The sequence below is a fragment of the Clostridioides sp. ES-S-0049-02 genome (genome assembly GCF_020658465.1).
GTDB lineage: Bacteria > Bacillota > Clostridia > Peptostreptococcales > Peptostreptococcaceae > Clostridioides.
Window position 1 is genome coordinate 1 of sequence record NZ_JACVWG010000008.1, and the last position, 19,552, is coordinate 19,552.

Below are 19,552 nucleotides of genomic sequence, written 5' to 3' on the forward strand. Positions count from 1 at the left end.
TCAAGATAAGATTTCCCACCGCAAGGGTAAGACCCCAGAAAGACTATCTGGTTGATAGGTCGAAGGTGTAAGTGCAGCAATGTATTTAGCTTATCGATACTAATAGGTCGAGGACTTGACCAATATTATTTGATGTTCATTGATTAAAATATATATGTAGTTTTTAGAGTGTTAACTCTAAAGAATCTAGTTTTACTAGTTTCAATAACTTAATAGTAATATTAAGCATAGAGATTATGTGGTTACAATAGCAGAGAGGATACACCTGTTCCCATTCCGAACACAGAAGTTAAGCTCTCTAGCGCTGATGGTACTTGGTGGGAAACTGCCTGGGAGAGTAGGACGTAGCCACGTAATTTTTTTATTTTTTGTTGTCAAGTTTCTTATTTTCAAATTTCTTATTAAAAAAACATAAGTCTGTTATAAATGCTTTATATAAACACATATAATATTTTAAAGAGTTTTTTATAAATTAATTCTTATAATGTAGGATGTGAGGTTTTATAGGTATGTACTTTTAAATAAGAAAGGAGATAGATAAGTGGGTGTCTGTAATCAATAGTTTTATTTTACAATATGGATTAATATCTGTATTTGTATTAATTATGATTGAGTATGCTTGTTTTCCATTACCTAGTGAAGTAGTTTTGCCACTTTGTGGTGCTATTGCAGCAAGAAATCATTTTGGTTTTCTAACTATTTTAATTTTAAGTATAGTTGCAGGTATACTTGGTTCAATATTTTGTTATACAATAGGTAATTGGGGAGGAAAATCTATCATAAATAAGATAGTAGAGATATGTCCAAAGGCAAAAAAGGGAATTTTTACATCACAAGATTATTTTAACAAATACTCTTCTATTTCTGTTTGTGTATGTAGATTAATTCCTCTATGTAGAACATACATATCTTTTATAGCAGGTATTGCAGGTCAGAATATTATAACTTTTATTGTATCCTCTATTGTGGGTATCACCATATGGAATACTTCGTTAATTAGTATTGGGTATATTTTTTCAGAGAGTTGGGTAAAAATAATGTCACATTATAATGATTATAAATTTATGGTTCTAATTATACCAATAGCTATAATTATTGTTGGTTTTGCTATTAAGTCACATATACATAAAAAACACAATAGAATAAGATTATAAAAATATATATGGACAGCCCTTTTTGTAGAATACAGAAAGGGCTGTTATTAATTTATAAAATTAATTTTAGGCTATATCCTTTTGTGCTAAAATGGTGTTAAGAAATAAAACAAATACTATTTTATATAAAAGGGGTAAGGATATGGATATAATAGATAACTTAAGGATACAAGGGGTAGATGAGAAACTTATTGAAGATGTATTGCATTTCAGAAATTATTATGGCTTAGAAAAAGATTTAGAATACAGAGTAACAAAATCTAAAACTTATTTTTATGGTAAAGAGATATTATCTATGTGTATAACAGCTATTTTAGAAGAAGAAAATATTTTATTGTCAGGGCCAAAGGCAACAGGGAAAAATTTACTTGCTGATAATTTAGGCGAGATATTTAATAGACCCCAATGGAATACCTCGTTTCATATAAATACAGATAGTTCAACACTTATAGGTACAGATACATTTATAGATAACGAAGTTAAACTTAGAAGGGGTTCAGTTTATGAGTGTGCTGTTAATGGAGGATTTGGGATATTTGATGAAATTAATATGGCAAAAAATGATGCCATAGTTGTAGTTCATTCAGCCTTAGATTATCGTCGAGTGATTGATGTGCCAGGTTATGAGAGAGTTAATCTGCACCCAGCAACAAGATTTATTGGAACTATGAATTATGAGTATGCAGGAACAAAGGAACTTAATGAAGCTCTAGTTTCTAGGTTTATGGTAATAGATATTCCTCCTGTAGAAGAGGAGAAGTTAATGATGATTTTGAAAAATGAATTTTCAGATGCTGATGAAGAAAAATTAACACAATTTGCAGGGATATTTTTAGATTTACAATTAAAATCTCAAAATGGTGAAATATCTAGTAAAGCTATTGATTTAAGAGGTCTTATGGCATCTCTTAAAACTATAAGAAGAGGATTAAAGCCAACTCTTGCAATTAATATGGGGCTTACAGGAAAGACTTTTGATATATATGAAAAAGAAATGGTTGGAGATGTAATTAAAACAAGAATACCTAATAAATGGGAGAGTGCAGATATATTTCCAATAAGTCATATTTAATATAGGTGAGATTATGAAATGGATATATGATGATTATGAATTTGAAAATAGAGCAAATAACTTATCTTGGACAATAGCTGGTGATTATAACGAAAGTATAGATATATCAGAAAAAGATTATTCTTCAAAGGAAATAGGTCTATACTTTGCAATAATTGCAGGAGCTAGAAGAAAATATGTAGACTGGGATATAGTTAAAAAATACCTCACAAATAGAATACGAAAAGGATATGATAAGGATGTTATATTAGGTCTAATTCAAGTTATACTAAATACAATTGTTGAAGAAAAAGCTATTAAAGATAGACCTGGAATAGAAGATATTAGAAAAAGAGCATATAAAGATATTGTTTCACGTTTTACCAAGATATACAATAACAATATGATGGACAAGATTAAATATGCATTTGTACTTTATAGCATGGATAAACATCCAGCATTAGATAGTATAACTAAAAGAATAGTAAATGATATAAGGCTTATAGATACAAATCAGGATATTATGGAGATTTTAAAGGCATTAGATGTTATATATTTAACTTATTTTGAATATATATTGAATAGTGAAGAAAATAATTCTACATATGATGAAAACAATGTAAAAAATGTTGAAGTAAACTTTGATACGTTTGCTGATTTTATGTATGAAGAACTATATAGCGATGAAGATGAAAATATCGTTGAAAGTGATATAGATTCAATCTCCTCATCAATGCTTATAGAGGGAGTAGGAGACTTTGACAATTCTCAAGCTAACAATTCAGCAGATAGAGTTATATATGTTGATGAAGAGACTGTAAATAAAATATACACTAAAATAGAACATTACTATGGGAAAACTTATTTAAGTAAGGGTGAAATTAAAAAGCTTGAAACACAAAATTGTAGAAACGTACATGAAGGATGTAGAATTCACTTCACAGATGGTGTTCTTAGAAGTGAATGTAATAATGTTTTTCAGCTAAAATATGTGACAAGACAAAAAGAAAATAATTTAGGCAAATTTAGAGAACATGCTAGGATGTATAGACAACAAATAAAGCGATTAAAAGAAAGCCTTTCTAGGATTTTAGTAGAAGAAAATGCTAAAAATAGAGTATATTCTGATTGTGGTACTATATTAGCAAATAGAGCCTGGAGAGTTGGAAGGAGTAATAATAATAAAATATTTTATAAAGATATAGAAAATGAAAAAGGAAAATATGTTATTGATATATTGTTGGATGCAAGTGGTTCTCAAAGTAGAAACCAAGGAAATGTAGCAATTCAAGCTTACATAATTGCAAATGCTTTGACGGAAGTTGGAATACCAAATAGAGTTATGGGTTTTTCTAGTTTCTTAGATTATACGATATTAAAAAGATTTAAGGATTATGATGACAGTATTAAAAATAGTGAAAACATCTTTGAATACTTCTGCGCTGGTAACAATAGAGATGGTTTAGCTATAAAATCTATATGTAGTGGTTTGATAAATAGAGATGAAGAAAATAAAATTTTGATAGTCCTTAGTGATGGAAGACCAAATGATGTAAAGATAGGAAAAAACAGTGAGAGAACTTTAAGAGGTGAAAAAGCTTATAGAGGTGTTGTTGGTTTAAGAGATACAGCTAATGAAGTAAGAAAAGCTAGGAAACAAAATATATTAGTATTAGGAGTATTTACAGGCAAAGAATCAGAACTTGAAGCTGAAAGATTAATCTATGGAAATGATTTTATATATTCAAGAGATATAACTAGATTTTCTGATGTAGTTTCAATGTATTTAAAGAAAATAATTAGGAATTAATAGATTTATAAAAAAGAATTTATATACATAAAAATATAAAAATGAATAAAATTTGTAAAAAATGTAGAAATTTTCACAGAAAAGGTATACAATGATTTATATAGAAAATGAATTAAAAATAAAGTAATATTAAAAATTAAATATATAATATTATAGGTTCTTTAAGCAAGATTAATAGGGAAGAAGGTTAAATTCCTTTACAGCCCCCGCTACTGTGATGCAGACGAAACTTTTGTTAGCCACTATGATAATATGTTTTTATATTTCATGGGAAGGAAGAGGAGTAGGATGAAGCTAAGTCAGGAGACCTGCCTAAAATATTAAAGTGATTTCTTCGGGGATGGAGAAAGTTTCTTATAATAATTATACAGATATGTTTATTTTATGTGTTTGTATTTAGATTGTCGAAAATTAGAAGCCTAGCCATCGAGTTAGGCTTTTTTATTTTGCTATAATGAAGGATACATGTATTATTCATATTTTAATTATTAGAAAGGGAGAGAGGGGATACTCAAATGAAACAAAATATCAAATTAGGGGTTATAGCTGCACTTATGTTAATAATTTTAACTCCAGTTACATCAAATGCAATGCATATAATGGAAGGTTACTTACCAGTAAAATGGTCTATAGCATGGGGAGTTATATTTATACCATTTTTCTTAGTGGGATTAAAATCAATAGGTAAAATAGTAAAGCAAGACCCTAAGAAGAAAGTTTTATTAGCTCTATGTGGAGCATTTGTCTTTGTATTATCAGCATTAAAAATACCTTCAGTAACAGGAAGTTGTTCACATCCTACTGGAGTAGGTCTTGGAGCAATAATGTTTGGACCAAGTGTAATGTTTGTTCTTGGAACTATAGTTTTAATATTCCAAGCATTATTACTAGCACATGGTGGAATAACTACTTTAGGAGCTAATGCTTTTTCAATGGCTATAATAGGGCCAATTATATCATTTTTAATATTTAAAGCATTAAAGAAAAAGGATGGAAATAATGCTATACCAGTATTTCTTGCAGCAGCAATAGGAGACTTAGCCACATATACAATAACTTCAATACAATTAGCACTGGCTTTTCCAGACCCATCTGGTGGAGTGATGGCTTCAGCAATTAAATTCTTAGGAATTTTCTTTATGACTCAAATACCAATAGCAATAGCAGAAGGTATCCTTACTGTAATTGTATATAATTTAATTACAGAAAATGGAGAAAAAAGCATACTAGAAAATAATGATAAAGGAGTTAAAGCTAATGAGTGCTAAAACAAAAACAAAAACTAACATATTATTACTTTTATTAGTAGTAGCTCTTATTATATTCCCATTACTTGTAAATTCAGGTGCTGAATATGGAGGATCAGATGGTCAAGCTGAAAGTGAAATTACTAAGATAAATCCAAATTATGAGCCTTGGTTTAGTAGCCCATATGAGCCACCAAGTGGAGAAATAGAGAGTTTATTATTCTCTGCACAAGCAGCTTTAGGTGCAGGTGTAATAGGATACATATTAGGTATTCAAAAAGGAAAGAGAAGTTAATTATGCTTATAATTGATAAATATGCATATACAAATAGATTGAGTAAAGTAAATCCAAATAAAAAAGTAGCCATAGGAGCAATTTTTCTAATTGCTTCTATGGTAATAAAAAATGTATTTATCTTAAGTGGAATTATGATTTTAATGAGTATTTTAGTTGTTTGTGTAGCAGGGATAGATTTAAAAAATTATTTGAAATTACTTCAAATACCAATGTATTTTTTATTTCTTAGTATAGGTATAACTCTTGTAAATATATCTTTTAATAAAGTAGATTTACTATATAGTTTTCAATTTTTTAGTTTTTATATAGGAATATCAAAGGCATCTATTGACATGTCTATTCATGTGTTATTTAGAGCTATGTCTTGTTTAACTTGTGTGTATTTTTGTATACTTACAACACCTTTTAATCAGTTAATATTTTTCTTCAAAAAATTGCATTTACCAGACACCTTTGTTGAATTATCAATGTTAATATATAGATTTATATTTATATTTTTAGAAGAATTTTCAGAGATATATAAATCACAAGAACTAAGATTTGGGTACATAAATTTAAAAACTTCATATAAATCTTTAGGGATTCTTGGAAGTATGCTGTACAAAAGGCTTATGACAAGGTATGATGATATGTGTATATCATTAGACATAAAATTGTATGATGGTAAATTTCACATAGTAGGGGATAATGATGTTTAAAATAAATAATTTAACATATCAATATGAAAAAAATGCTAGTGCATTATTGAACATTAATATGGATTTCTCAAAGGGAAATGTTATAGGTATAATAGGCTCAAATGGTTCAGGAAAGTCAACTTTATTTATGAATTTAATGGGAATATTAAAGCCTACATCTGGAGAAATACTTTTCAAAGAAGAAAAGTTAAAGTATGATAAGAAGAGTTTGTATAATCTTAGAAAGAATGTAGGGATTGTTTTTCAAGACCCAGAAAAACAAATATTTTACTCAAAAGTATATGATGATATAGCATTTGCGATGAGAAACATTGGGATGGATGAAAAAATTATTAAAGAGAGAATAAACAAAGCTTTGATAGCTGTTAATGGAATAGATTTTATAGATAGGCCAGTACACTTCTTAAGTTATGGTCAGAAAAAAAGAGTAGCAATTGCATCAGTTATAGCAATGGAAAATGAAATTATATTGCTTGATGAACCTACAGCTGGATTAGACCCAGTAAGTACTAGGTCTATTGTAGATATAATAAAGGGATTAGATAAAAATAATATAAAAATAGTAATATCCAGTCATGATATGAATTTAATGTATGAAATATGCGATTATATATATGTACTGGATAAGGGAATTTTAATTGATGAAGGAAATGCAGAAAGTGTATTTGTAAATGAGAACAATATTATACAAGCTGGATTAGAATCTCCATGGTTAGTAAAGGTACATAAAAATATGAATTTACCTTTATTTAAGAAAGAAGAAGATTTGTATAAGTACTGGAAAGAAAGAGACTTAGTACAAATAAATAATTAAGCCCTAAACCTATTTTAAAAAAATAGATTTATATAATAACCCTTAACCTAGACCCCTTAAAGGTGCCTTATGATTCCCCAAATCATAAGGTTATTTTTTTTATAGATATAAAAATAAATTTTATAAGTAAGTGTTATCTAATTGTTAAAATTTGACAATAATCTATTAATATAATACATAATTATAATTTGAAGTAATTCATATTTTAGATTAAAATATATTTATGGCTGTTAACAGGAGGAGAAATATGAATTTAGATACATTAAATCCTGCTCAAAGAGAAGCAGTAGAAAAAACTGAGGGTCCAGTACTTATATTAGCTGGTGCTGGCTCAGGTAAAACTAAGGTACTAACAACAAGAATAGCATACCTTATGGAAGATAAAGGTGTACAAGCACCTAGTATATTAGCTATAACATTTACAAATAAAGCTGCAAATGAAATGAGAGAAAGAGTCGAACAAAATATAGGTTCGGAAACTAAGGAAATGTGGATAAGTACATTCCATTCTTGTTGTGTTCGTATACTTAGAAAAGATATAAATAAAATTGGTTACAATAGAAGTTTTGTAATTTATGATGCTGCAGACCAAGTAACCTTAGTCAAAGATTGCCTTAAAGAATTAAATTTAAGTGATAAAGTATTTGAACCAAAGGCCGTTATAAGTGCTATTTCAGGAGCAAAAGATAAGCTTTATACGCCAAAGCAGTTTAAAGATATGAATATGTCGGATAATAGAATGGTTAAAATTGCAGATATTTATGCATTATATCAAGACCGTTTAAAGAGAAATAGTGCACTTGATTTTGACGATTTAATACTTAAAACTGTAGAACTTTTTAAGGCTAATGATGAAGTATTAGCTTATTACAGAAGTAGATTTAGATACATAATGGTAGATGAGTATCAGGATACGAGTAAAGCTCAATATGAGCTAATAAAATTATTAGCTAGAGAACATCAAAATATCTGTGTTGTTGGAGATGATGACCAAAGTATTTATGGATGGAGAGGCGCAGATATAAGAAATATACTTGAATTTGAGAAAGATTATGATAATGTACATGTTGTGAAACTAGAACAAAATTATAGATCAACACAAGTAATATTAGATGCAGCTAACAAAGTTATATCAAATAACATAGAAAGAAAAAGAAAGAAACTTTGGAGTGAAAAGAAAGAAGGAGAACTTATAAAGATACAACTAACTGGTAGTGAAATAGAAGAAGCTGATTTTATAGCTGACTCAATTGCACAAATAGCTAGAAAAGAGAATAGACCATACAAAGATTTTGCAGTACTTTATAGAGCAAATGCACAAGCAAGACCTGTAGAAGACGCTTTAAACAGAAGTCAAATACCATATAATATATATGGTGGTACAAAGTTTTATGAGAGAAAAGAAATAAAGGACTTAGTAGCGTATTTAAGAGTTATTCAAAATCCACAGGATGACATATCTATAAAAAGAATTATAAACGTTCCTAGAAGAGGTATAGGGCTTAGAACTATAGAAAAAATTGAAGATAGAGCCAATTTGAAACAAGAGAGTATATATTCAGTTTTAATTGATATAGAAACAAACTCCGATATATCTACAAAAGCTAGAGCAAGTATAAGTGGATTTGTTGATATTATAGGTACACTTAGAACTATAAAAGAAGTCTATCCTGTTAGTAAGTTAATAGAAAAAGTTTTAGATACTACAGGATATATGGATGAACTTGTAGATATAAAAAATAAAAATGAAAAAGATTTAACTGGTAAAGGTGAAGAAGCTCAAGATAGAATTGATAATTTAAGAGAATTTATATCTATAGCACTAGAGTTTGAAAGTAGTAGTGATGACACTTATGAAAATAAAGATTTAGAGACATTTTTAACTAGTATAGCACTTACATCCGAATCTAATGATGAAGAGGACAATGATAGAGTTTCTCTTATGACAATTCATACATCTAAAGGATTGGAGTTTCCAGTTGTATTTTTAACAGGGATGGAAGAAGGACTATTTCCTATATCAAGAGCTATAAAGTCTCTGAGTGAATCTCAAATAGAAGAAGAAAGAAGGCTTTGTTATGTTGGTATAACTAGAGCTAAAGAAGAGTTATACATGTCACTAACTGAAAAAAGAACGCTATATGGTAAAACAAATGTTGCAATAGCTTCAAGATTTATGGAAGAGTTACCAGAAGAATGTATAGAAAGATTGTACAAAATGAAAAAAGAATTAAGTTATTCTAAAGCAAGTTATAATATGTTAGATAAATATACTAAAAAGTATATGAATACTATAAGTAAATCTAAAGTTGCAGATAATGTTAACGCTACAATAAAAGATTCAAATAAAGAGACTAATCCAGAAGATATAAAGCTTGGTTCTAAAGTACATCATCCTAAATTTGGGGTTGGAACAGTCGTGTCTATAACTGGAACAGATGTTACTATAGCCTTTGATAAGCAAGGAATTAAAAAAATAAATAAAGAATATACAACACTAGATATTTTATAATGGAGGAAAATTAGGAATGGATAGTATAAGCTTTGCTAAAAATTTAATAGATTTCATATACGATAGCCCATCATCTTTTCACGCAGTTGATAGTGCTAAAGAAGTTTTAGATAAAAATGGATTTGAAGAGTTAGCTTTAAATAAGAAATGGAATCTAAGAGTAGGTGGAAAATACTACGTGACTAAAAATTTATCTGCTATAGTAGCTTTTGTAGTTAACTCAGATAATATAGAAGAAGGTGGGTTTAGAATAATAGGTTCTCATTCAGATTCTCCTACATTTAGTATTAAGCCAAATGCAGAAATAGAAGCTGAGAAAGTTTATTTGAAGCTGAATACAGAATGTTATGGAGGAGCAATATTAAGTACATGGTTAGATAGACCACTTGGTATAGCTGGAAGAGTAGTCTTAAAAGGAGATAGTGTACTTAAGCCAAAGGAAAAACTTATCGACTTTAAAAAACCAATTTGTATAATACCAAATCTAGCTATACATTTGAATAGAAGCATAAATGATGGTCATTCATATAATAAGCAAAAAGATATGTTACCTTTAGTTGGATTATTAAATGATACATTAGAAAAAGATAACTTTCTTTTAAAACAAATATCATCTAATTTAAATGTAAAAGTGGAAGATATAATAGACTTTGATTTGTTCTTATATGAATTTGAAAAAGGAAGTTTAATAGGGGCTAATGAGGAATTTATATCTATTGGAAGACAAGATAATCTTGCAATGGTACATGCTAGTTTAAATGCTTTAGTTGATGCTAAAGGACAAAGTGGTGTAAATGTAATGGCTGTATTTGACAATGAAGAAGTTGGAAGTTCTACTAAACAAGGTGCAGATTCAAATATGCTATTAAATATATTGGAGAGAATATGTTTATCAATAGGGAAACATAGAGAAGGATTTTTTGAGGCTATTTATTCGTCTTTCATGATATCATCAGATTTAGCTCATGCTATTCATCCAAATACTCCAGAAAAACATGACCCAACCAATAAACCAGTTATGGGAAAAGGGCCTGTTATAAAGATAAATGCAAGTCAAGCATATACAAGTGATGGATATTCTATAGCTGTTTACAAAAATATATGTAAGGAAGCTAATGTCGAGTATCAAGAATTTGTAAATAGGTCAGATGAGAGGGGTGGAAGTACTATAGGTCCAATATCCTCTACTCATGTAGATATACCATCTGTGGATGTAGGAAGTCCAATTTTAGCAATGCATTCTATAAGGGAATTAGGTAATGTTGAAGACCATTATAGTATATATAAAACATTTAGTAAGTTTTTTGAAATATAAATATAAGATAAACAATTTGGAGATGAAACTATGAAACTAGGACTATGCTTAGAAGGTGGAGGAGCAAAGGGAGCTTACCAAGCAGGGGTAGTTAACGCTTTGTATGATAATGGAATAAATCATTTTTATTCAATTTCAGGAACATCAATAGGAGCAATAAATGGATATTATTTATACACAGGTAATGTTGATAACTTGAAAAAAATGTGGACAAATATAAAAGATATCCAGAACGGAAATGTGAAAATAGTAAATAATACTGTGGATAATTCTCCAGCTATAGATAATCTGAGAGAACTAGATAGTAGTAAAATAGAGAAAATGAACTTCTATGTTAACTATGTAGAAGTTAATAATAAGGTAGTATCAGAAAAGGTTGTAAATGTGTCAAAAATGCCTAAAGACGAAGCAATTTTAAGCATTTCATATAGTGGATTGTTACCATCAAATCCAAATGCTACTCTTGGATTTAAAGAACAATTCATGAAGGATGTGCAAGATGGTATTTATGATGGTTTTAAATTGGATGGAGGTCTAATTAGGAGTGCGTTAATTGAGCCTTTAATTGTGGATAATGTGGATAAAATTATTCTGATATCCACAAAGTATAATTATGATTTACCAGATGACATCAAAAAAATATATAATGAAGATAAAATAATAGTAGTTAGACCTAACACTCAATTTGCACCTAAAGATACTCTTAACTTTGATGATGAGTTTTGTAAAACTATATATCAAGAAGGATATGAAATAGGAAAAAATATACTTGCTAGAGTTTAATTTAGAGTATAATATAATAAATGTAATTGTGTAATTTAATTAATAAAAAGGAAGGTAATAAGTCATGGAAAATAAAAATCCTATAGTAACTATAGTAATGGAAAATGGAAAAGAAATAAAAATTGAGTTGTACCCAAATATAGCACCAAATACAGTTAAAAATTTTGTATCATTAGTAGATGATGGATATTATAATGGAATAACATTTCATAGAGTAATACCAGGATTTATGATACAAGGTGGATGCCCAAATGGTACTGGAATGGGTGGTCCAGGACATTCTATAAAAGGTGAATTTAGTGGAAATGGATTCACTAACAATTTAAAGCATGAAAGAGGCGTTATATCAATGGCTAGAACTATGGCACCTAATTCAGCTGGTTCTCAATTTTTTATAATGCATAAAAATTCACCACATTTAGATGGTCAATATGCAGGTTTTGGTAGAGTTATAGAAGGTATGGATACAGTTGATGAAATAGCATCAGTTAGAACAGGAGCAGCGGACAAGCCACAGACTCCGCAAGTTATGAAAGCTGTAACTGTAGAAACTTTTGGAGTAGATTACTCAGACGTTGAAAAAAACTAGGACACAGATAAAAGAAAAAATATATACAACTTAAAGATAAAGTGAGATGTTATTATATTTTCTAGAGAATATAATAACATCTCACTTTTTAATTTATTCTATTATACTTTGTTTTACTGAAATTTAATTATCTATTAAATTTTTATTATACTAAATAACTCCAGTAATCTTATCAGAACATCATCTTAAAGTATTATAGAAAAATAATTATATTAAATTATTTATGATTAAGTTTTTAATATATAATATATTAAAATAAATATAGAAGATAGATGGAAAACATTTATTTTAACATTTTTTAAAGCTATTTTAGCGATTTTGTTTAAGAAAAGAAAGTTATTTGTATATTTTTATTTAAGAAAAAACATTATAATGGTAATATATTCTATTTACAATTTCATAACTTTGGTTTACAATAATAGAGACAATAAATCCTAAAGAACATAATAAGAAAAAAGTGCTTAATATTTGAGAGAGACTGGTTTAGTTTACACCAGCTAAACCAGTCAAGGAATAATTTAAAGTGTAATATATAATAAGAAGAGAAAAATACACTATTAGAGTTTTCTAATAGTGTATTTTTTTATGGAATTTAATATTGTTATAAAAGAATTTCAAACAGTAAATTTTTAAGTGACATATTGTAACTAAGTATGTACTTTAACAAAGACATTAAATATATTGAAGGGTTTAATAAAAATATAAAAAACTGTTTCAAATTTAAATTTGAAACAGTTTTTGTGTTGTTTAAAGATTTTATATTATTTAAAATTTTTAATTGCAGTAGTTAAGTTAGGTACTAATTGTTTCTTTCTAGATACAACACCTGGAGCAAATGTTCCTTGAACTCCTTCAATACCAAATGCATCAGCAATCAATCTATCTTCTGCTTTGTAAATTAAATAAGAACCTTCTTTTATTATATCTGTAACTGCAAGAACTAATTTGTCATAATCAGTTGAATTTATATAAGATAAAAATTCATCCTTCTTAGCAAATATAGAGTCTGTGTCTAAAGTAAATACTTGTCCTATACCAACTCTATGTCCACTCATGTTAAACTCTTTAAAGTCCATATTTACTATTTGTTCTATAGTAAACTCATCTAAAGAAGTACCACATTTAAACATATCCATAGCATATTTTTCCATGTCTACTTTTGCTATTTTACTTAATTCTTCACAAGCTTTCTTATCCATATCAGTAGTTGTTGGAGATTTAAATAATAATGTATCAGATAATATAGCAGATAAAAGAAGACCAGCTATTTCATAAGGTATCTCAACATTATTTTCTTTATACATTTGATAAATTATAGTACTATTGCATCCAACAGGCATAACTCTAAAAGACATAGGAACATCAGTAGAAATACCACCAAGTTTATGATGGTCAACTATTTCAACTATATTTGCTTGTTCAATTCCATCAGCACTTTGAGCATATTCATTATGGTCAACTAAAACAACATTCTTTTTAGATGGATTTAATAGATGCCCTTTTGAAATTAATCCTAAAAACTTATTGTCATCATCTAATATAGGATAAGATCTAAAATTTGTTTCTAACATAATTTCTTTTATTTCATCCATATAGTCATCTTCTTTAAATGTAATCAAATTATCTGTGGCTTCTATAGAATCTAAGAAACTACATTGATTTATGACATTAGAAGTTTTGTAGTTGTCACTTTCAACAGAAACAACAGACACTCCATTTATTTTAGCAAGAGCTAGTAAGTCTTTTGAAATTTTTGTATGATTAGTAAGTATTAAAAGCTTAACTTTTGTATCAATTGCGTATTCAATACTATCATATCTATCGCCAACAATAGCTATATCCCCTTCTTTTAAAGTCTCTATCAGGGTTTCCATACCAAATGATAAAGTAACAACTCTACCTTTTACATCTTCACCACAATCTACAAGGATATTACCATTAAGGTTTTTGCAGATATTTGATAGTGATGTGTGTATAGTTGTAAAATGTTGATGAAGAAGGTTTTTAGCTATTTCTTTCATGGTAATAATACCAGCAAAAGTTCCATCCTCATAAGTTACAGGTAATGTTTTAACATTTTTTTCATCCATAAGATTATAGGCTTCTAATATAGAAGAAGTTGGAGTTAAAGGTACTACCTTATCATAATTTAAATCTCTAACTTGTATTCTAACGTTATCTAAGATTTCAGGTGCATCTACCTTAAAGTAATCTAAGGCGTATTTAGCTTCCTTTCTGATGTCTCCTAAAGCATAAGCTGTTGCTTCTATCCCTAATTTGTTTTTTAAATGTGCTAATGAAATTGCAGAACATATTGAATCTGTATCTGGATTTTTATGTCCGAAAACTAATAAACTCATTTTAATACTCCTTTCAAAACCTGAATATAATAACTGATAAAAATATTATATCAAAAGGTAGTAAGTATTTGTTGTAAAAGAAAAAATTTAATGAAAAAATATTATAGGAAATTTTATCTCTTATATAAGTACTACAAATTTAATATAAAATTTTTTATGATATCTACTTTTACCCAATTAAATTAATTTTTATTCACAATTAATTGATTGGATATACCTGAGAAAAAATTAATTAATATGATAATAAACTAAGAATTTATAAATAATTTTGTGCTGTAAAATTTTTTGTATACATATTGTAAGTAAAAAATTAACGAGGTTGATATAAAAATTGTTTATCTACATGAAAAATATTATTTTAAGATATTGACTTAAAAATAACTTATAGAAACTAAAATGTTTTTAATTTATATATTTTTAAAAATTACATAGTCATTATCAAAAGAAAAAATGCATATAAATCAAAAATAAGTGTTATTTTATGAAAATATGACAAAAATATTATGTCTTACTTGTAAAAATAACATATAAAATTTAATAAATAAAAAAAGTGAAAGATATAAATTATCATTTTAGTAGTTTATTTAGTCAAAGTAAATTATTCAAATGAAATATATCTTATTTAAATAAAAAAATTTAATAAAAGTAAAAAAAATAATATATTTGTTAAAAAATAAATTGACAAAATATTCAGAAAAAAACTTCTTGACCTAAGGGCATAAAATAAATAAAATCTAAAGTATAGATATGAAATCTATAAAATTATTTTAAGTATAGGTTAAAAATATAATAGATGATGCATTTAAGATTTATAAAAATAGGAGATGCATAATTATTTAGGGAGGTTTTTAGTTATGGAGAAAAAAGAAAAGGTTGTAGAAACAGTAGCTGTTGAAGTATGTAGCCCTGAGATTGTCAATAGTGTTGAGACATTAAGAATGAGGCTAGAGGAAATTAGATTAGCACAAAAAGAATTTGCAACATTTACACAAGAGCAAGTAGATAAAATTTTCTTAGCTGCTTCAACTGTAGCAAATCAACAAAGAATTCCCCTAGCAAAAATGGCAGTTGAAGAGACTGGTATGGGTATTGTTGAAGATAAAGTTATAAAAAACCATTTCGCTTCAGAGTATATCTATAATGCTTATAAAGACACTAAAACTTGTGGTGTTATAGAAAAAGATGAGGCATTTGGATTTACAAAGATTGCTGAACCAGTAGGTGTATTATCAGCAGTTATACCAACAACTAACCCTACATCAACTGCAATATTCAAGTCCCTAATAGCACTAAAAACTAGAAATGGTATAATTTTCTCCCCTCATCCAAGAGCTAAAAACTGTACTATAGAAGCGGCTAGAGTTGTACATGATGCAGCAGTTAAGGCAGGAGCACCAAAAGGTCTTATAGGTTGGGTAGATGTGCCTTCAATTGAATTGACTAATGTTGTTATGGCAGAAGCAGACCTTATATTAGCTACTGGCGGACCTGGAATGGTTAAATCTGCATATTCTTCAGGTAAACCAGCTGTTGGAGTTGGACCTGGAAATGTACCAGCAATAATAGATGAGAGTGCAGATATAAAAATGGCTGTAAGTTCAATATTAGTATCAAAATCATTTGATAATGGTATGATATGTGCTTCTGAGCAAGCAGTAATAGTACCAGAAAAAATATATGAAGAAGTTAAAAAAGAATTTAAATATCGTGGAGCACATTTCTTAAATAAAGAAGAAACAGAAAAGGTAGGTAAAGTAGTAATAATTGATGGAACTTTAAATGCAAAAATAGTTGGACAACCAGCTCATGTAATAGCAAAAATGGCAGATGTAGAAGTGCCAAAAACAGCTAGGATAATAATTGGCGAAGTTGAATCTGTTGAAGTAGAGGAACCTTTTGCACATGAAAAACTTTCTCCTGTCCTTGCAATGTACAAGTCTAAGAGTTTTGAAGATGCAGTTGCTAAGGCTGAAAAATTAGTTGCTGATGGTGGGTATGGTCATACTTCATCATTGTATGCAGACTCTATCAATCAACCAGAGAGAGTAGAGAAGTTTGTAAATGCTATGAAGACTTGTAGAGTATTAGTTAATACTCCATCATCACAAGGTGGTATAGGTGATTTATATAACTTTAAATTAGCTCCATCTCTTACTCTTGGTTGCGGTTCTTGGGGTGGAAACTCAGTATCAGAAAACGTAGGAGTTAAGCATTTACTTAATATCAAGACAGTAGCTGAAAGGAGAGAGAATATGCTTTGGTTTAGAGCCCCACAAAAAGTTTATTTCAAAAAAGGATGTTTAGGTGTAGCAGCAAGAGAATTTAAAGATGTCATGAACAAGAAGAAAGCTTTTATAGTAACAGACTCTTTCCTTTACAATAATGGTTATACTAAAAAACTAACTGATTTATTGGATGAAATGGGAATTAAGCATACTACATTCTTTGATGTTACTCCAGACCCAACACTAGCTTGTGCAAGAGAAGGGGCTAAGGCTATGTCCGATTTCCAACCAGACTTAATAATATCTGTAGGTGGAGGTAGTGCAATGGATGCTGGTAAGATAATGTGGGTAATGTATGAGCATCCAGAAGTAGATTTCCAAGATTTAGCAATGAGATTTATGGATATAAGAAAAAGAGTATATGCATTCCCTAAGATGGGTGAAAAAGCATACTTTGCAGCTATTCCTACTTCAGCAGGAACTGGTTCAGAAGTAACTCCATTTGCAGTTATAACTGACCAAGATTCAGGTGTAAAATATCCATTAGCAGATTATGAATTAATGCCAAATATGGCTATAATTGATGCAGATATGATGATGGAAATGCCACCAAGATTAACAGCAGCATCAGGTGTTGATGCATTAACACATGCACTAGAGGCATATGTATCTATGCTAAGAACTGAACCAGCTGATGGACTAGCACTTCAAGCAGGCAAAATAATATTTGAATATTTACCTCGTGCATATAAAAATGGAAAGACTGATAAAGTAGCAAGAGAAAAAATGGCAATGGCATCTACTATGGCTGGTATGGCTTTTGCAAATGCTTTCTTAGGAATTTGCCACTCTATGGCACATAAACTTGGTGCATTCCACCATGTTCAACACGGTGTTGCAAATGCATTGTTAATAAATGAAGTAATTAAGTTCAATTGTGCAGAGGCTCCAAATAAGATGGGCGCATTTTCACAATACAGATACCCTGATTGTATACAAAGATATGCTGAATTTGCTTCTTTCGCAGGAATTAAAGGAAATACAGACCAAGAAAAAGTGGATAATCTTATAAAAGCAATAGATGAATTAAAGGCAAGAGTGGGTCTTCCTAAGACTATAAAAGAGGCAGGAGTAGATGAAGCTAAATTCTTAGAGGGATTGGATGCTATGGTTGAACAAGCATTTGATGACCAATGTACAGGTGCAAATCCTAGATATCCATTGATGAGTGAATTAAAAGAGATATATTTAAAAGTTTATTATGGTAAATAATATTTCTTTTAGAATATTAATTCTATTAGACTTGAATATAAGTTATTAGACTTGTATATAAATTATTAGATTTGCATATAAATAGAGTTTTATTAGAGCTATATATAAATATTTGTTAATGATAGATTATAACTTAAAACCTAAATAAAAATGATAAAAGGTAAGAAAATTTATATTGATTTTGAATATGTATATTTAATCAATTAACTTTAAAATTAGTCACAAAATTTTTTCATTACATATAATTTTAAAGTATAATATATAAAAAACTTTATGAAAAAATTATAAAAATATTCAGAAAATTCTATTGACTAATCTATTTATCATGATATAATAGGTATAGAAAACAAAAAAACTGGGGCCTATTAAGGCCCCCTTATTACTTTTTGATAGATTTATTTAGAATAACTTTCTCATTTTGATTTTTTATATTTATGACAGAGTCGTTGTAATCTACCTCGAAGTTAGCAAAGGCAGAAAATAAATCTATATCTCTTAACAAATGAATTGTCATACATTGCTTGTTCTTATTTAATCTTAGAATTAATGCTCTTACAAATGGAAATTGGATTCTAGAATTAAATAAGTTAGAACCATCAGTATCTATATCTAAGCTACGATAATTAATATCTATAAATATATCTACATCGTCATTTTCTTCTCTTATTATTCTGTAGTCAAAATCCAAGTCTAAATTTAAATTACCTAAAACTAATAACATTTAAATCCTCTTTTCTATAAATGATTTTAGAGTGTTAGTTTAACTAAGCTCTCCATCTATTATAGATATAATTCTATCTGCTTTTCTAGCAATATTTTCATTATGTGTTATTATTATAAGCGTTTGGTTATATTTTTTTATTGAACTTTTTAGTAAATCCATGACTTCTTCTGTAGTTTTGCTGTCCAAATTTCCTGTTGGTTCATCTGCTAGGATTATACTTGGTTTTGTAGATAAAGCACGTGCAATAGCAACTCTTTGTTGTTGACCACCAGATAATTGATTTGGAAGATGATTTTTCCTCTCATTAAGCCCCAATAAATTTATAAGGTCTTTGATGTATTCTTCATCGACTTTTTTATTGTCTAACTTTAGTGGTAATTCTATATTTTCTTTTACATTTAATACTGGAATTAGGTTATACTGTTGAAAGACAAATCCTACTTTTTGTCTTCTATATTTTGCTAGTTCTTTATCTGAAAGGCAACATATATCTTTACCATCGACTTTTATAGTTCCACTACTTGGTCTCTCAAGACCACCTACTAAATGTAGAAATGTGCTTTTCCCACTTCCACTTGGGCCAATTATTGCAACAAATTCACCCTTATTTATTTTTAAATTTGCATCCTTTAGTGCATGTACAGATGTTTCTTTTTTTCCATAAATCTTACCTAAGTTAAGAATCTCTAATATAGGCATA

Annotated in this window: 15 protein-coding genes, 2 rRNA genes and 1 riboswitch; of the genes, 14 read left to right on the forward strand and 3 right to left on the reverse strand. The window is 28.6% G+C overall.

The genetic code is table 11. The annotated features are described in order from the left end of the window. The 13 genes from IC213_RS15000 to IC213_RS15060 form a co-directional block, all read left to right on the forward strand. Nucleotides 1–123, forward strand: a 23S ribosomal RNA gene (locus IC213_RS15000); the annotation flags it as partial. 114 nt (nt 124–237) lie between these two features. Next, a 5S ribosomal RNA gene (gene rrf / locus IC213_RS15005) occupies nt 238–354 on the forward strand. 191 nt (nt 355–545) lie between these two features. Continuing rightward, complete coding sequence (locus tag IC213_RS15010) at nt 546–1,154, forward strand: DedA family protein (RefSeq protein WP_227483401.1); 609 nt, start codon at nt 546–548, stop codon at nt 1,152–1,154. Nucleotides 1,155–1,296: 142 nt separating this feature from the next. Next, on the forward strand, nt 1,297–2,226 hold the full coding sequence (locus IC213_RS15015) for an AAA family ATPase (protein ID WP_227825088.1): 930 nt from the start codon (nt 1,297–1,299) through the stop codon (nt 2,224–2,226). 13 nt (nt 2,227–2,239) lie between these two features. Continuing rightward, a complete protein-coding gene (locus tag IC213_RS15020; protein ID WP_227483399.1) occupies nt 2,240–4,015 on the forward strand; it encodes a nitric oxide reductase activation-like protein in 1,776 nt (591 codons plus the stop codon). A gap of 137 nt (nt 4,016–4,152) precedes the next feature. Then, nucleotides 4,153–4,346, forward strand: a riboswitch (cobalamin riboswitch). Between the two features lie 184 nt (nt 4,347–4,530). After that, entirely contained in the window at nt 4,531–5,283 is a 753-nt protein-coding gene (locus IC213_RS15025; RefSeq protein ID WP_227435530.1) for an energy-coupling factor ABC transporter permease, read from the forward strand. Next, on the forward strand, nt 5,273–5,557 hold the full coding sequence (locus tag IC213_RS15030) for an energy-coupling factor ABC transporter substrate-binding protein (protein WP_227863217.1): 285 nt from the start codon (nt 5,273–5,275) through the stop codon (nt 5,555–5,557). Before IC213_RS15025 ends, IC213_RS15030 begins: the two co-directional genes overlap by 11 nt. Nucleotides 5,558–5,559: 2 nt before the next feature. Beyond that, nucleotides 5,560–6,258, forward strand: a complete 699-nt coding sequence (gene cbiQ, locus IC213_RS15035) for a cobalt ECF transporter T component CbiQ (RefSeq protein ID WP_227483398.1) — start codon at nt 5,560–5,562, stop codon at nt 6,256–6,258. Continuing rightward, nucleotides 6,251–7,072 (forward strand): energy-coupling factor ABC transporter ATP-binding protein, encoded by an 822-nt coding sequence (locus tag IC213_RS15040; RefSeq protein WP_227435523.1) that lies wholly within the window; start codon nt 6,251–6,253, stop codon nt 7,070–7,072. Before cbiQ ends, IC213_RS15040 begins: the two co-directional genes overlap by 8 nt. Nucleotides 7,073–7,319: 247 nt before the next feature. After that, nucleotides 7,320–9,584, forward strand: coding sequence for a DUF3553 domain-containing protein (locus IC213_RS15045; protein WP_227435521.1), 2,265 nt, complete (start codon nt 7,320–7,322; stop codon nt 9,582–9,584). A 16-nt stretch (nt 9,585–9,600) separates the two neighbouring features. Continuing rightward, nucleotides 9,601–10,899: a M18 family aminopeptidase gene (locus IC213_RS15050; RefSeq protein WP_227435519.1), complete on the forward strand. Its 1,299-nt coding sequence runs from the start codon at nt 9,601–9,603 to the stop codon at nt 10,897–10,899. A 30-nt stretch (nt 10,900–10,929) separates the two neighbouring features. Then, the gene (locus IC213_RS15055; protein WP_227435517.1) at nt 10,930–11,682 is read left to right on the forward strand and encodes a patatin-like phospholipase family protein; all 753 of its coding nucleotides are present in this window, start codon (nt 10,930–10,932) and stop codon (nt 11,680–11,682) included. A 64-nt stretch (nt 11,683–11,746) separates the two neighbouring features. After that, nucleotides 11,747–12,271, forward strand: a complete 525-nt coding sequence (locus IC213_RS15060) for a peptidylprolyl isomerase (RefSeq protein WP_227435515.1) — start codon at nt 11,747–11,749, stop codon at nt 12,269–12,271. A 761-nt stretch (nt 12,272–13,032) separates the two neighbouring features. Here the strand turns inward: IC213_RS15060 and IC213_RS15065 are convergent. Next, entirely contained in the window at nt 13,033–14,631 is a 1,599-nt protein-coding gene (locus IC213_RS15065; RefSeq protein WP_227435512.1) for a putative manganese-dependent inorganic diphosphatase, read from the reverse strand. Between the two features lie 854 nt (nt 14,632–15,485). On the opposite strand from IC213_RS15065, the gene adhE reads away from it, so the two are divergent. Next, nucleotides 15,486–18,128, forward strand: a complete 2,643-nt coding sequence (adhE, locus tag IC213_RS15070; protein ID WP_227863218.1) for a bifunctional acetaldehyde-CoA/alcohol dehydrogenase — start codon at nt 15,486–15,488, stop codon at nt 18,126–18,128. 379 nt (nt 18,129–18,507) lie between these two features. On the opposite strand, the gene IC213_RS15075 is transcribed toward adhE, so the two are convergent. Both IC213_RS15075 and IC213_RS15080 read right to left on the reverse strand, forming a co-directional pair. Beyond that, the gene (locus IC213_RS15075; RefSeq protein WP_227863219.1) at nt 18,508–18,849 is read right to left on the reverse strand and encodes a hypothetical protein; all 342 of its coding nucleotides are present in this window, start codon (nt 18,847–18,849) and stop codon (nt 18,508–18,510) included. A gap of 39 nt (nt 18,850–18,888) precedes the next feature. Further along, nucleotides 18,889–19,551, reverse strand: a complete 663-nt coding sequence (locus IC213_RS15080; protein WP_227483393.1) for an ABC transporter ATP-binding protein — start codon at nt 19,549–19,551, stop codon at nt 18,889–18,891. Nucleotide 19,552: the final 1 nt, after the last annotated feature.

What these genes read in the sequence shown, in the direction of transcription:
- IC213_RS15050 (WP_227435519.1), top strand. Translation starts at nt 9,601, where the DNA reads ATGGATAGTATAAGCTTTGCTAAAAATTTAATAGATTTCATATACGAT.
- IC213_RS15045 (WP_227435521.1), top strand. Translation starts at nt 7,320, where the DNA reads ATGAATTTAGATACATTAAATCCTGCTCAAAGAGAAGCAGTAGAAAAA.
- IC213_RS15040 (WP_227435523.1), top strand. Translation starts at nt 6,251, where the DNA reads ATGTTTAAAATAAATAATTTAACATATCAATATGAAAAAAATGCTAGT.
- IC213_RS15065 (WP_227435512.1), bottom strand. Translation starts at nt 14,631, where the DNA reads ATGAGTTTATTAGTTTTCGGACATAAAAATCCAGATACAGATTCAATA.
- IC213_RS15075 (WP_227863219.1), bottom strand. Translation starts at nt 18,849, where the DNA reads ATGTTATTAGTTTTAGGTAATTTAAATTTAGACTTGGATTTTGACTAC.
- IC213_RS15060 (WP_227435515.1), top strand. Translation starts at nt 11,747, where the DNA reads ATGGAAAATAAAAATCCTATAGTAACTATAGTAATGGAAAATGGAAAA.
- IC213_RS15080 (WP_227483393.1), bottom strand. Translation starts at nt 19,551, where the DNA reads ATGCCTATATTAGAGATTCTTAACTTAGGTAAGATTTATGGAAAAAAA.
- IC213_RS15025 (WP_227435530.1), top strand. Translation starts at nt 4,531, where the DNA reads ATGAAACAAAATATCAAATTAGGGGTTATAGCTGCACTTATGTTAATA.
- IC213_RS15015 (WP_227825088.1), top strand. Translation starts at nt 1,297, where the DNA reads ATGGATATAATAGATAACTTAAGGATACAAGGGGTAGATGAGAAACTT.
- cbiQ (WP_227483398.1), top strand. Translation starts at nt 5,560, where the DNA reads ATGCTTATAATTGATAAATATGCATATACAAATAGATTGAGTAAAGTA.
- IC213_RS15055 (WP_227435517.1), top strand. Translation starts at nt 10,930, where the DNA reads ATGAAACTAGGACTATGCTTAGAAGGTGGAGGAGCAAAGGGAGCTTAC.
- IC213_RS15020 (WP_227483399.1), top strand. Translation starts at nt 2,240, where the DNA reads ATGAAATGGATATATGATGATTATGAATTTGAAAATAGAGCAAATAAC.
- IC213_RS15030 (WP_227863217.1), top strand. Translation starts at nt 5,273, where the DNA reads ATGAGTGCTAAAACAAAAACAAAAACTAACATATTATTACTTTTATTA.
- adhE (WP_227863218.1), top strand. Translation starts at nt 15,486, where the DNA reads ATGGAGAAAAAAGAAAAGGTTGTAGAAACAGTAGCTGTTGAAGTATGT.